This window comes from Massilimicrobiota sp. mt181 (assembly GCF_055420065.1).
In genome coordinates this window covers 82,763-98,210 of the sequence record NZ_JBVAYN010000001.1, presented here as the reverse complement: position 1 = coordinate 98,210, position 15,448 = coordinate 82,763, and the positions used below count along the sequence as shown (strand labels likewise).

The 15,448-nt window shown below is 43.0% G+C and carries 8 protein-coding genes; all 8 read left to right on the top strand.

Annotated elements, in window-relative coordinates:
* Positions 1-143 precede the first annotated feature (143 nt).
* The 8 genes from ACZYT4_RS00470 (at position 144) to ACZYT4_RS00435 (ending at position 15,329) form a co-directional block, all read left to right on the top strand.
* Complete coding sequence (locus ACZYT4_RS00470) at positions 144-824, top strand: hypothetical protein (RefSeq protein ID WP_101069772.1); 681 nt, start codon at positions 144-146, stop codon at positions 822-824.
* 74 nt (positions 825-898) lie between these two features.
* Positions 899-5,149 (top strand): SpaA isopeptide-forming pilin-related protein, encoded by a 4,251-nt coding sequence (locus ACZYT4_RS00465; RefSeq protein WP_463781652.1) that lies wholly within the window; start codon positions 899-901, stop codon positions 5,147-5,149.
* A gap of 149 nt (positions 5,150-5,298) precedes the next feature.
* On the top strand, positions 5,299-5,589 hold the full coding sequence (locus tag ACZYT4_RS00460) for a hypothetical protein (protein WP_101069770.1): 291 nt from the start codon (positions 5,299-5,301) through the stop codon (positions 5,587-5,589).
* A 13-nt stretch (positions 5,590-5,602) separates the two neighbouring features.
* Entirely contained in the window at positions 5,603-5,830 is a 228-nt protein-coding gene (locus ACZYT4_RS00455; protein WP_055288744.1) for a hypothetical protein, read from the top strand.
* Positions 5,811-6,092 carry a hypothetical protein gene (locus ACZYT4_RS00450; protein ID WP_055288745.1) on the top strand — a complete coding sequence of 94 codons (282 nt, stop codon included), beginning with the start codon at positions 5,811-5,813 and terminating at the stop codon, positions 6,090-6,092. The genes ACZYT4_RS00455 and ACZYT4_RS00450 overlap by 20 nt, the downstream gene beginning before the upstream one ends.
* Before the next feature lie 14 nt (positions 6,093-6,106).
* Positions 6,107-13,948, top strand: a complete 7,842-nt coding sequence (locus ACZYT4_RS00445; RefSeq protein ID WP_303829178.1) for a DEAD/DEAH box helicase family protein — start codon at positions 6,107-6,109, stop codon at positions 13,946-13,948.
* Positions 13,949-13,971: 23 nt separating this feature from the next.
* Positions 13,972-14,928: a DUF3991 domain-containing protein gene (locus ACZYT4_RS00440; RefSeq protein ID WP_463781651.1), complete on the top strand. Its 957-nt coding sequence runs from the start codon at positions 13,972-13,974 to the stop codon at positions 14,926-14,928.
* Entirely contained in the window at positions 14,925-15,329 is a 405-nt protein-coding gene (locus ACZYT4_RS00435; RefSeq protein ID WP_055288748.1) for a DUF3846 domain-containing protein, read from the top strand. The genes ACZYT4_RS00440 and ACZYT4_RS00435 overlap by 4 nt, the downstream gene beginning before the upstream one ends.
* The last annotated feature ends 119 nt before the right edge of the window (positions 15,330-15,448 follow it).

The window sequence follows — 15,448 nt, the reverse complement described above, 5'->3', positions numbered from 1 at the left end:
CTCATAACTTATAGCTGTCTAATAAAGGGTTCGCACATTTGAAGTGTAAACAAAGTGTCTGATACGATAAAAAGTTAGGATATTCGCACCTTTGCTGTTTTTTGTCTGATTGATTACGATTAAGGCGAAAGGAGCGATAGCTTATGAGAAAGAAATGGATGGTTTGTATGATTGCCTGCTTGATGATTTTGTTTGCCGGATGTAACGGTAACACAGCCAAAGAAACCGCACGAAATGACACGGATAAAAGGATTTCTTTTACGGCTGGTAATACCGAAACAACGAACGGAACAGAAAAAGCAGAGGATACAAGTGTTGTTCCTGAAACGGAGCAACCAGTATCAAGTGAAGCAACAACAGAGCCAAGTCAGCAGGAAAAGTCGGATGTTTCTTCTACGGCAGGTAGTAGGGCGGAAACTGCAAAAAGCTATGAATCCGTTCAGGTAACGAAAAAGCCTGACAGTATTCAAGAACAGGAGCAGCCACAGCAACAACCGAAGCCAGAGCCGGAAACACCGCCAGTTAAGGAAGAAGTGAAACCCACAAAGCCAAAACCGACGGAAGAAGCGAAGCCGAGCTTTGATGTTAATCCTTATTTGAGTTACGCCAAGAGTTATGCTCAAAGTATCGGTTTGGAGTTGGACAGTACCGCAACGGATTGTTGGGATAATCCGATAACCGCCAATGCCAAACGCACAGGCATTAAGGACGATATTCAAAGCAGGCTGAAGAGATACAAAAATGTGGAAGGATTTACCGCAGTGTGGGTATGGGCAGAAAAGGTATCCGATACGGAATATGAAATCTATATCGGCTACTGCTAAAAAACAAAATAAAATACAGTATCGGACGCACTGAGATAATCGGTGCGTTCTTTCATTTTAAGGAGGAAACTTAGATGGTAAAGACGAAAATCAAGAGAGCCGTATCGTTTGTTATGGCGACGGTTCTCAGTCTCAGTGCTTTTATGAGTATTGGGACAAGCACAGCGTTTGCTGCAAGCGGAGAAAAGACCAAAGTGTATATGGTTGATTTTCCTCGTGACGGCGACGCAAATTACGACGGTGTGTGGGGACACAGTAACCTTACTTTGAAGAACGGTTGGCATACCGGCAGTTCTACCCACACTAACTTAAAGGCAATCGGTTCATATTCCGGTAATATTGCCTATTGTATCGAGCCGGGTGTTTCACTCAGCTCCGGTCAGAGTATGAACAAATACGATGAAAATTATTTTAACAATATCACAGCAAACGGAGTTATCTCCGGCGATGAAATCAGACTCTTTATCGGTCGTATCTTGCAGCACGGCTATCGAGGAACGATTTCAACAAGCTGGAGGTCGCAGAACGAAAGTGCGGCAAACAGTATTGCTCACGCTTATGCAACACAGCTTCTTATTTGGGAAACAGTCGTAGGAGAGCGTGACGCAAACTTTAATCACAAAGCAGCCAGTGGTTGCAGCAATGTGAAAGATGTTATCAATGCCAAACATCCGCTTCGCAGTAAGATTATGAATTACTACAACAGTATGGTCAGCAGTGTGCAGAATCATACAGTTGTGCCGAGCTTCTGTACTAAATCAAGCGGTTCAGCGAAAGTAAATGAACTTGAATGGAACGGAAGCAAATATGTTGCGACTCTTACAGACTCAAACGGTGTACTCTCCAATTATGATTTCAAGGCGAATATCAGTGGTGTAACATTTTCCACAAGCGGAAACAAACTTACGGTGTCAATGGATAAAGCACCGAGTAAGGAATTTACTATTACCGCAAGTAAGAAAAACGGTGTCCGCAGAGGTGTCATCGTATGGTCTGAGGGAAAGCACGGTCAAAATTCAAGTGTGCAGGATGTTGTTACTTACGCACAGGAAGTCAGCGACCCTGTAAGCGGATATGTAAAGATGAAAGTCAGCTACGGTTCTTGTCAGATTGTGAAAACATCTGAGGACGGAAAGGTTGACGGTATCAATTTCACTATTTCAGGCAACGGAGTAAATCAGACAGTTACCACAGCAAACGGTGGTAAGTTCCAGATTGACAACCTTATGCCGGGCGTATATACGGTAACAGAGCAATCTATCGACAAATATGTACCGCAAGAGGTTCACAGAGTAACCGTTGTTGCCGGTCAGGTAGCAACAGTAAACTTCAATAATGTTCTCAAAAGAGGTAATCTTCAGGTCATTAAATCATCGGAAGATAATCTTGTTGAGGGTGTGAAATTCCACCTTTACGGTACTTCCCTTGCAGGTATTGCCGTTGATGAATATGCGGTTACTGACAAAAATGGTGTAGCAACATTCAAAGATGTGCTTATCAGCGGAAGCACACCATATACGCTCGAAGAAGTGGATACAGAAATCCGTTATGTCGTTCCTGAAAAGCAGACTGCACCGATTAAATGGAACGAGGTTACAAATCGAGACTTTACCAATATTCTTAAAAAGTTCAGCGTTACAGTAACAAAGAGTGACCGAGAAGAAGGCACTGCTCAGGGCGACGCAAAACTCTCCGGTGCTGTTTACGGAATTTATAAAGGCGACACACTTGTGGATAAGTATGTGACAGACAGCGAGGGGCAGTTCACAACAAAGGAATATGTCTGCGACAGCGATTGGACAATCAGAGAAATCACACCGTCCGAGGGTTATCTCCTTGATAAGACAATCCACAAGGTAGGTGCAGAGCCAAAACTCTTTACGATTGAACACAATCTTGTGGCAAATGATGTGACAGAGCAGGTTATGAAAGGCAATATCGCTATCATCAAACATACCGATGATGGGGAAACCAAGATTGAGACACCGGAAAATGGTGCTGAATTTGAAGTGTATCTGAAATCTTCCGGCTCATTTGAAAAAGCCGACAAAGATGAAAGAGATACTATTGTTTGCGATGAAAACGGATTTGCTCAGACAAAGGATATGCCGTATGGTGTATATACCGTTCATCAGACCAAAGGTTGGGAAGGTCGTGAGCTTATGAAAGACTTTGATGTTTTCATTTCTCAGGACGGTCAGACTTACCGTTATCTCATCAACAATGCCAACTTTGAGTCATATATCAAGGTCGTAAAGGTTGATGCAGAAACAGGCAAGACAATTCCGTATGCAGGTGCAGGCTTCCAAATCTATGACCCTGCCGGTAACAAAGTAAGTATGACATTTACTTATCCTACACCGACAACCATCGACACATTCTATACCGACGCAGACGGTCAGCTTGTTACACCTGAAAAACTGGACTATGGCAAGGGATATTCACTTGTTGAGGTTCAGGCTCCGTATGGATATGTACTCGACAGTACTCCTGTTTCTTTTGATGTGACAGAAGAAAATTCCACACAGGAAGGCGGTATCACATTGATTAAGGTGGATAAGCCGAATATGGCACAGAAAGGTACGATTTCCGTTGAGAAAACCGGCGAAGTATTCTTTGGTGTCAATGTATCCGGCGAGGAAGATAAAGATGTGATTTATCAGCCGGTGTATAAGGTCAAAGGACTTGCAGGTGCGGTTTATGAAATCACTGCCGACGAAGATGTTATCACACCGGACGGTACACTTCGTTATCACAAGGGCGATGTGGTAGATACCGTAACAACAAATGAGGATGGCAAAGCCAAGAGCAAGGAACTCTATCTTGGTAAATATACTGTTGTTGAAACCAAAGCACCAAACGGTATGGTTATCAATAAAGAAAAACATTCAGTAGAACTCACTTATGCTGGACAGGATGTAGCGGTAACAGAAACCGCAACCAGCTTCGTAAACGAGCGACAGAAAGTGAAGATTTCCCTTGAAAAGGTGCTTGAACAGAATGAAACCTTTGGTATCGGCAAGAATGATAAAATCAAAAACATCAGCTTCGGTCTTTACGCAAAAGAAGACATTGTATCTTCGAGCGGTACAGTAATTCCGGCTGACGGTTTGATTGAGATTATCACGCTTGATGAAAACGGAACAGCGACTGCAAATACAGACCTTCCGTTTGGCAGTTACTATATCAAGGAAATTGCTACGGACGAACATTATATCCTCTCCGACACACAGTACCCGTTCACATTCGAGTATGCTGGTCAGGATACCGAAACGGTTGAAATCAAGGTAAATGACGGTAAGCCGATTGAGAACAAACTCATTTACGGTTCTGTATCTGGTAAGAAGATTGACGAGAACGGAGAAGCACTGGGCGGTGCTTTAATCGGCATTTTCAAAGCAGATGAAACCGAGTATACAAAAGAACACGCTATTATGACTGCCACATCTGAAAAGGACGGCAGTTTTTCTTTTGCCAAAGTTCCTTACGGAAAATGGATTGTAAGAGAGATTGAAGCTCCTGAAGGCTTTGTGCTTGATGATACTTCTTACGAAGTAAATATCGGGGAGAATGAGCAGGTCATCGAAGTGGAAATTACCGACGAGTATATTTACGGTAATATTGAACTTACCAAAGTGGACGCTGATTATCCGGATAACAAACTGACAGGTGCAACTTTTGATGTGTATAAGGATGTTAATGGCGACGGTAAACTGGACGATGGCGATGAACTTATCGGAAATCTTGAAGAAACCGCAACCGGTATCTATGAGATGAAAGAAATTCTCTACGGTAAATATCTTGTACAAGAAACCAAAGCACCGGAGGGATTTGTGCTTGATAAGGGCGTTTACTCCGTATTCATTGAAAAAGATGAAACCACCTACAAGGTAGAAAACAAAGCGGGAGTCGGCTTTATCAACGAAGCGATGAAAGGCAGCCTGAAAATCAAAAAGACATCTTCCGACGGTAATGTGGAAGGATTTACTTTCAGAGTGACAGGTGTAAACGGTTATGACAGCACCTTTACAACCGATAAGAATGGCGAAATCTCCATAGATGGACTTCGTATCGGAGAATACACAGTGTCCGAGGTCAGCGACAATGTATCTGCCGGATATATTTTACCTGCCGATAAGAAAGTGACCGTAAAGGTCGGCGAAACGGTAGAAATCGAGATGCATAACGAACTTCGTGACACACCGAAAACCGGTGATGACAAAAAGACCGGTCTTTGGGTAGCACTTGCAGGTGCTTCTGCACTCGGTATTGTTGCAACGGTTGTTGCTTCCAAGAGAAAGAAGAAAAAGGAGGGCAATGAATAATGGACGCAAAGACAATCGTAGCAGTTGTTTTGGTCGCCTTTATTATCGGCGGCTTTATCTTCTTACAGATTAAAAACAGAAAGAAATAAGAAACAAAATGGTGGGCGGAGCGTAAAAAACTCCGTCCATTTACTTTATGGAGGTGCTTTATGAATAAGCAGAGAACGGTTGACAGCAAGGTGCTTGCAATCCTCAGAGAATGCCCTGAAACAAGGTATGACGATATGCAGCTTATCCTCTGCTATTACAACCGATACAGTTATTTGAAAGTCGGCGACTTATCTCTTGAGAATATAGTCAACAACTATAAGGGCTACGGTTTACCGTGCTTTGAAACTATCCGCAGGTCAAGACAGAGGGTGCAGTCTTTGTTCCCGGAACTTTCCAGACAGTGCAGTGGCTGCGACAGCAGTATTCGTGTAGTCATAGAAATTGAATAAGGAGGACGGAAAGATGAGCAAACCGACATTTCAACAGAAAACAAAGCTAATGGCGAAATTGTTTGATTCCGGCTGTAATACAGAAAAGAAACTACAACAGCTTGATATGGAGAGTATTTTGAAGATTCCGGGTATCACGATACCGGATATGGCACTCATCATCGAACTTCAGAAAGAAACCAAAGCCAACAAGTTGTTCTCGTATTTGGGAGGTGGAACGGATGAGCAGTCAGGAACATAAAGAAAACAGTATCCGCTTTATTGACAGTGGATACAACGAAAAATTTCGTGTAAATGACGGAGAGAAAATCCTGATTCACACAAGAAACGGAACAACACTGGAGCGTGAGTGTAAATATATCGACGACTATCACACACAAATCGGCTCGGATGTTTTCCATATCTGTGAATTTGCAGAGCTGTGTGAAAGAAACGGTCATACCGTTGAACCAGCCGGAAAGGAAAAGATAAAACCGGCAAAAAGCAAAGAAAAAGAACGATAAGGAGGTGCAAAGTAGTGTCAAGAAAATATGAACTCATATCCGAACTCTATGACAGAACCTGTAAGACGGTTGTTTCCAATCCGCAGAACTGGCAGAATTTCTTGCGGTCTGCGTGCAGAAACTACAAGCTGCGATATGATGAGCAGTTGCTTATCTATGCACAGCGACCGGACGCTACGGCGGTTCTTGAAATCGAGCGTTGGAACAGGAGTTTTGGACGATGGGTAAATAAAGGTGCAAGAGGCATTGCGGTATTTGCCGATGAAAACAGAGCAAGACAAAGACTTACCCACTACTTCGATATTTCCGATACTCACGAGAGCAGATATTCCCGTCCTGTTCCGCTTTGGGATATGAGGGACGAATACACTGACGATGTTATTGAAACGCTTGAAAGCACATTCGGAGAACTGGATAACAAAGTCACTTTGGGCGAAGCAGTTATGAGTGCCGCACAAAATGCCGCCGAAGATAATTTGCCGGATTATCTTAATGACCTCATCTATGCTTCCGAGGACAGTTTCCTTGAAGGACTTGACGAAACGATGATTGCAAGTCTGTATAAAAAAGTTGTAACAAACAGCGTGGCATATATGATGATGACAAGGCTTGGAATTGATACCGGCGAATATTTTGAAGCCGATGATTTTCGAGATGTTACCAATTTCAATACGCAGGATACGATGAACGCTCTGGGATTTGCCACAAGCGATATTGCAGAGATGGGGCTTTCGGAAATCTCAAAAACAGTGATGGCACTGAACCGTCAAAATCGCATAATTGAAGCAAACAGGCAACCGGAATACAATAAAGACATCAAAGACGAAAGGAGCAGCGATTATGAACGAGATAACATACACGATGGTCGGGGATTACAATCTTCCGAACCTGACTCTGCCCGAACAGCCGGAGGTCATTCAGGGCAAATGGTCGCAGATGAGGAGAACTTATCTGAAAGAACACCACAAGGTTCAGTATTACAATCTCCTGACGAAAGGGATACTGAGCAGTCATCTGTCGGAAGTCCAGCAGAGGGCGACCGAGTTGGAGGAGACGCTTATCAGGCAGATGGCACAGCAAGAGGGGCTGACGGAGCAGATGAAAGCGGACGATATGATGAATTGGATTCGCTTGATGAACAACATCAGGAACTCGGCACAGGAAGTCGTGAAAGCACAGGTAATATTCATTTAGAGTATTATGACAGAAGCAACGAGGACAAGAGCCTGCCGTTTTTCGGCAGAGATGATACTATAAGAGAAATACTCGGTACTACACCGCATTTGTTGGCTTCTCTCGAAGATATTAAAGACTTCTATGAGAGAAATACCGATAGCGATACCCGTACCGAATATATCAAGAGCATCTTCAATAACGACTATACGGAACTCACATTAGAGGATGGCAGAACCGTAGGTTACAAGACATTTCAAAATGTTTTGCACCTTTGGGAAGGTCATTATGACAGCAGAACTGCACAGAGTTTCTATAACTGGAGCGTGATTGCACAGCACTTTGAAGCAATGCGTCTTTTGGGAGAATTAAATGATAGAATGAAACCACTACCGTCGGCAGACGGACAGATGAGCTTCATATTAGACGGTCAGGCAGAGGAAAACAAAACCTCTGCCTTTACTTTTTCTCAGGAGATTATCGACGCAGTTTTGACTCGTGGAAGCGGTATTCACGAAGGTAAAATGCGTATCTACGAGCAGTTTCAAAAGAGTTTATCTTCAAAAGAAAATGCAGACTTTCTCAAAAACGAATACGGTTGGGGAGGTTCATATCCTGTCATTATCGGTGCAGGTATTGATGAAAACCACGATGGGAAAGGCATAACTCTTTCAAGAGGATTTGGAAACGACGCACCGAAACTCACTCTTAAATGGACACAGGTGGAAAAGCGTATCGGGGAGCTTATCCGTGCAGATAGATACTTAAATCCAAAGGAAAAGGAGCAGTATCCGCAGTGGCTTGAGAAGCAGGAAGCAAGACGGGCAGAAATCGAGGAGCAGAAAAGAAATCGGGAAATTCTTTCTACTGCACCACCGGAAGAAGCTGAGCAGGCAAATGATGACGATATTATCGGTAAGAAAATTGTGATTGATGACCGCCGATTTGTTATTGAAAGCGTCGGTAAAATCAGTGGCGATGTTTCTATGCGTGATGTCACTTTTGAGGACAGCGTAGGCTTACCGATTAACCGTGTGGAGAAGATTGATTATGTCCGCAGTCTGCTTGCAGTGCAAACACAGGAACAGCAATTACCTGATACCCGATATGAATATCATCTTGGAGACACGGTATATATCGGTGCAGCGGAGTATGAAATCTTATCTTTTGATGATGAGAGAGTAATGCTTTATGATACCGAAATGCCATTGTTCAACAAGGAGTTTGAGCGTGCTGAATTTGACCGTAAGGTGCAGGAAAATCCGCTTAATGACCATTTGAGAGTAACGGTATTACCAGCAGCAGAAAAAGCCGATACAGACGAAAATATCACGCATAGTGATACCGAAACCGAACAGAAAACAGATTATGAGGATGCGTTTTTCATTAACAGAGAACAGGAAAGCGTTACTTGGATGTACTTTAATCCGGACAGTAATGCCGGCGGTCAGTATGTTACAAATACGCTTTCTTTTGATGAAATCAGAAAAGCGGCACAAGACAATAAGTCGGCAGATGAGTTCTTTGATTACCTCGGCAGTATCGCAAATCAAACTCTTGCCGATGTAGGTACAGAATGGTTTGAAGAAGCAGATAATGCTTTTAGACAGACACCGGATTTTACCGACTGTACTTCAGCCACAATGGAAGCACTCATTGAAAATGCCGAAAGAAGTGATATGGTAGTAACCAATATCGGCAATGTTCCGATTGAGGATTACAGAGAAATCATTGCAAATCAGAATGGCTTCGACAGCTACGTTGAAATGTATAACGAGGGCATTCGTATCGGCAACGGCTATGATAAAGAGCCTGAACCGATAAAACCGCAGTGGGAGAATAAAAAGAGCAAGGTCAAGAGTTTTGATTTGCACCCGGATATTCCGATGGCAGAGAGAAATACTTTTGATTTGCGTTCCAATCCGGTAGAACCGGCAGGCAAGAAAGAACGCTTCCGCAGAAATATGGAAGCGATAAAAGTTTTGAAAGAGTGTGAGTTTGAAAACAGATTTGCCACACCGGAAGAACAACTTATCTTGTCTAAATATGTCGGCTGGGGAGGTTTGTCCGAAGCCTTTGACGAGAACAATTCTGCTTGGGCAGATGAATTTGTTGAGCTATATACAGCACTGTCTTCCGATGAATATGCCGCCGCAAGAGAAAGCACATTAACCGCCTTTTATACTCCACCCGAAGTTATCGACGCTATATACAAGGCAATGGAACAGATGGGCTTTCGTGAGGGCAATCTGTTAGAACCGTCCTGCGGTATCGGTAATTTTATCGGTATGCTGCCGAATTCAATGGAAAACACAAAGATTTACGGCGTGGAACTTGATAAGATTTCGGCAGGGATTGCTCAGCAACTTTATCAGAAATCATCCATAGCAGCACAGGGATTTGAAGAAGTCAATGTGCCGGATAGTTTCTTTGACGGAGTTGTGGGGAATGTTCCGTTTGGCGATTTCAAGGTGCTTGATAAGAGGTACGATAAGTATAACTTCCTTATTCACGATTATTTCTTTGCCAAGTCTTTGGATAAATTAAGACCCGGCGGTGTGATGGCACTTGTTACGAGCAAAGGCACGATGGATAAAACCAATTCGTCGGTCAGAAAATATATCGCACAAAGAGCCGACCTGTTGGGAGCAATTAGACTTCCAAATGATACTTTCAAAGGCAATGCCGGTACAGAGGTTGTATCGGATATTTTGTTCCTGCAAAAGCGTGACAGGCTCATAGATATAGAGCCTAATTGGGTACAACTTGGCACAACCGATGACGGTATCACGATGAACTCGTACTTTGTGGAACATTCCGAAATGATACTGGGCGAGATGAAAACAGTAAGTGGACGCTTTGGAGAAGAAGTAACTTGTGTACCGTTTGAAAATGCCGATTTATCCGAATTGTTATCGGAAGCGGTAGCAAATATCCACGGAGAAATAAACGATTACGAAGTAACCGACGAGTTGGAGGAAGAAGATAATTCTATCCCTGCCGACCCTACGGTAAGGAATTTTTCTTACACAGTGGTGGACGATAAAATCTATTTCCGTGAGAATTCTCGTATGACTCCGGTGGAGGTGTCGGCAACCGCCGAGAACAGAATCAAGGGTATGATTGCGGTTCGTGACAGCGTTCGCAATCTGATTGAACTTCAAACCGAGGACTATCCGGACGAAGAAATCAAAGCCGAGCAGTCAAAACTCAACAGTCTTTATGACAGTTATACCAAGAAATATGGACTGATTAACAGCAGAGCAAATATCTCTGCTTTCAGTGATGACAGTTCCTTTGCCTTGCTTTCTGCACTTGAAGTCATTAACGAAAACGGAGAACTGGAACGCAAGGCAGATATGTTCTTCAAGCGTACAATTAAGCCGCATAAGCCGGTAGAAAAGGTAGATACCGCCAGTGAAGCACTTGCTGTTTCTATGGGAGAAAAAGCCGGAATTGATATGGAATATATGTCAAAGCTCACAGGTAAAAATGAAGAAACACTCTATCAGGATTTGAAAGGTGTTATCTTCTTAAATCCTCTTCACGGGTACGGGAATGTAACCGAGGCAAAGTATTTGATGGCAGATGAATATCTCTCTGGTAATGTCAGGGAGAAACTTATCACAGCAAAAAAATCTGCCGAGGTGTATCCTGAAGATTATAAAATCAATGTGGAAGCATTGGAAAAGGTTCAGCCGAAAGACTTGACTGCAAGTGAAATATCTGTAAGGCTCGGTGCTACTTGGCTACCGCAGGAAGTAATCCAGCAGTTTATGTTTGAGTTCCTTGATACACCGAGATATGCACAGTGGAATATAAAAGTTCACTTCTCTCCCTATACGGGCGAGTGGAATATCGAGGGTAAATCCTATGACCGTTCCAATGTCAAAGCATATAGCACATACGGCACAGGTCGTATCAATGCCTACAAGATAATTGAGGAAACGCTGAACCTGAAAGATGTCCGTATCTTTGACTATATCGAAGATGATGAGGGCAGGAAAAAGGCTGTCCTTAATAAAAAGGAGACGGCAATCGCACAGGCAAAGCAGGAACTTATCAAGCAAGGTTTTCAGGATTGGATATGGGCAGACCCTGACCGCAGAGAAAAGCTGACGAAGATGTATAACGAAAAATTCAACAGCATAAGACCTCGTGAGTATGACGGAAGTCACATCACATTTAGTGGTATGAATCCGGAAATCACATTAAGGGAACACCAGAGAAATGCTGTAGCTCACATTCTTTACGGTGGAAATACCTTGCTTGCACACGCAGTCGGGGCAGGCAAGACGTTCGAGATGGTAGCGGCATCGCAGGAGTCGAAAAGACTCGGACTATGTAATAAATCGCTGTTTGTTGTACCGAATCATCTGACGGAACAGTGGGCGGCGGAATACTTGCAACTTTATCCGTCGGCAAATATACTGGTTGCAACGAAGAAAGATTTTGAAACAAAGAACCGTAAAAAGTTCTGTGGCAGAATTGCAACAGGAGATTATGACGCAGTTATCATCGGGCATTCTCAATTTGAGAAAATTCCGATGTCCATTGAAAGGCAGAGGGCAATTCTTGAACAGCAGTTGAATGAATTGACGGAAGGAATTGCAGAACTAAAGCGTAATCGAGGGGAAAACTTCTCTGTCAAACAGCTTGAAAAATCAAGAAAATCCGTCAAGCAAAAGCTACAAAAACTCAACGACCAAAGCAGAAAGGATGATGTTGTAACCTTTGAAGAATTAGGTGTGGACAGGCTTTTTATTGACGAAAGCCATTACTACAAGAACCTTTATCTTTACACAAAAATGCGTAATGTAGGAGGTATCGCACAGACGGAAGCACAGAAATCTTCCGACCTCTTTATGAAGTGCCGATACCTTGATGAGATTACCGGCGGGCGAGGAACTGTATTTGCGACAGGTACGCCTATCTCAAACAGTATGGTAGAACTTTACACCATTCAACGATACTTGCAATATAATGCCCTTGTAAAAAACGGATTACAGCACTTCGACGCTTGGGCTTCCACATTTGGAGAAACGGTAACAGCAATAGAACTTACGCCGGAAGGAACGGGTTACAGAGCGAAAACACGCTTTGCTAAATTCTATAATCTGCCCGAACTTATGGCGATGTTCAAAGAGGTTGCAGACATTAAAACAGCCGATATGCTTAATCTTCCTGTACCGGAAGCAGAGTATCATAATGTGTCGGTTGAACCGTCCGAAATGCAGAAAGAAATGGTTGCCTCCCTTGCAGAGCGAGCCGAGAAAGTTCGTGGCGGAGGTGTAGATTCAAGCGTAGATAATATGCTTAAAATCACAAACGATGGAAGAAAACTTGCACTTGACCAGCGTATGCTAAATGCTATGCTGCCGGACTTCGAGAACAGCAAAATCAATGCCTGCGTTGATAATGTGTACCGCATATGGGAAGAAAACAAAGATAAAAAGTCAGCACAATTAGTGTTCTGCGACTTATCGACACCAAAGAATGACGGAACATTTTCTGTCTACAATGACATCAGAAAGAAGCTCATAGAGCGAGGTGTTCCCGAAAGCGAAGTCCGATTTATCCACGAAGCAGAAACCGATGTGAAAAAGAAGGAACTGTTTCAGAAAGTTCGTAAAGGAGAGGTCAGAGTGCTAATGGGTTCAACACAAAAGATGGGTGCCGGTACGAATGTTCAGGACAGGCTTATCGCACTTCACGATGTTGATTGTCCTTGGAGACCGGCAGACTTGGAGCAACGCAGTGGTAGAATTATCCGTCAGGGCAATTCAAATCCAAAGGTGGAAATCTATCGTTATGTTACAAAGCAGACCTTTGACGCATATTTGTATCAGCTTGTTGAGGGTAAGCAGAAGTTTGCAAGTCAAATTATGACGAGCAAATCTCCTGTTAGGAGTGCAGAAGATATTGATGAAACCGCACTGTCTTATGCCGAGATTAAAATGCTTGCAACAGGCAATCCATATATCAAGGAAAAGATGGATTTGGACATTCAGGTACAGAAATTGAAGCTTTTAAAATCCAATTTCTTATCCGAAAAGTACAGCCTTGAGGACAAGATAATTAAATATTATCCGCAGCGTATCACTTCTCTTGAAAACCGAATTAACGGTTTGACGGCAGATGTGGAAACTGCAAAACAACACCCGAAACCAACAGATGACCGCTTTGTCGGGATGGAGGTTAAGGGTATTTTTTATTCCGAAAAAGCAGAAGCCGGCAAAGCAATCATTGCAGCCTGCAAGGAGATGACAAGTCCTGCACCTGTTCCTCTGGGCAGGTATAGAGGATTTGAAACAGAACTTTCTTTTGATACGACGGAGCGTTCTTATTGCGTAACGGTCAAAGGAGAAACCGGCAAACAGGTATCGCTTGGCGATGATGTTTTCGGTAATATCACTCGTATTGATAATGTGGTTGAGCGTTTTGCAGACGACCTTGAAAAAGCAAAGGACAGTCTTGCTGATACGAAAAATCAGTTTGAAACCGCACAAAAAGAAGTCCAAAAACCGTTTGTGCAGGAAGAAGAATTGAAGTCAAAACTTGCCCGTTTGGACGAATTGAATATCCTGCTCAATATGGATAAAAAGGAAAATGAAATTGTGGGCGGCGAGCCTGATGAGGGCGAATCGACCGAGAAGCGAAAGGAGAAGTCGTATGAAAGATAAGAAAGAAATGTGAGGTGGTCAGTATGCCATATATAGCACCGGAAGTCATAACCGAAGCAAAGAGAATGGATTTGCTGACCTATCTTCGCACCTATGAACCGGGCGAACTTGTCCGTTATAGTGGTAACACTTACTGTACCAGAGAACACGACAGTTTGAAAATTTCAAACGGGAAATGGATGTGGTGGTCGAGAGGTATCGGCGGCAAATCTGCCCTTGACTATCTTATCAAAGTCAAAGGACTTGATTTTGTAGAAGCGGTTGAAACCATTATGGGACAGTGTGCTGTTTCTGCTCCGGTCTATGAAAAAGAAAGCCGGAGTTATGAAAATCAGCCGCTTCTTTTACCGCAAAAAAGTCCGAATAACGATGTGGTTACGCAGTATCTTTTCAGTCGAGGGATTGATTATGAAATCATAAATTACTGCCTTGATAAGGAACTTATCATTGAATCACTGCCATATCACAATGTTGTTTTTATCGGTTATGACGAGAAAAAAGAAGCAAAGTATGCCGCATTTCGGGCAACAAACAGCAGTCGTATTATGGGCGATTGCACCGGTAGCAAGAAGCAGTTTTCTTTCAGGCTGACAAATGAAGAAAGCACAGAGGTACACCTATTTGAATGTGCTATCGACCTGCTATCCTATGCCACATTAGCGAAGATGACGGGCAGGGATTGGCACAAATTAAACCTTGTTTCTCTCTCCGGCGTGTATTCGCCTAACAGAGAAACAGAGAAATCCAAAGTGCCGGTTACACTTAAAAATCTGCTTGAAAAGAATAAGAACATTAACCGTATCGTGCTTCATTTTGACAATGATATTGCCGGAAGAAAGGCGGCAAATGCACTGAAAATAAAATTAAAAGACAGATACGAAGTCGTTGACGATCCCCCCAAGTGCGGGAAAGATGTCAACGACTTTTTGTGTATCAAATTAGGAATTTCCAAAAAAAATGAAAGGAGTTTTGAGAGATGAGCGAAAAAATAAATGTACTTCTCATTGAACCGGGCAAGTATCCGAAACAGATTGAGATTGAGGATACGCTGGAAGCAATGCAGGAAACCGTAGGCGGGTATATTGAGGAATATATGCCTTTTGACGATGAGATTGCAATCGTATGTAACGAGGAAGGGAAGATGAACGGTGCTGAGTTAAACCGTGCAATTTACTCCGATGATAAAGAAATCCTCGACATTATTGCAGGAAAATTCTTTATCGCATACGCACCGATTGAGTCGGAGAGTTTTCTCAGTATGCCAAAGGATTTGATGAAAAAGTATGAGGATAAGTTCCGGTATCCGGAGCGTTTTTATCAGACAGACAAGGGCATTGAAGCGAAAGCATATAAACCAATTTCAAAAGATATGGAGCGATAAAAAGACAGACGATGGGGCAACCCGGAGAGTCTGTATATTCTTAGCGAGCAGTGTATTTGGATAGCACACTACCAAATACCTCGTTAGGGGTTGCCCCTAATACCCCAAGAGAAAGGAGA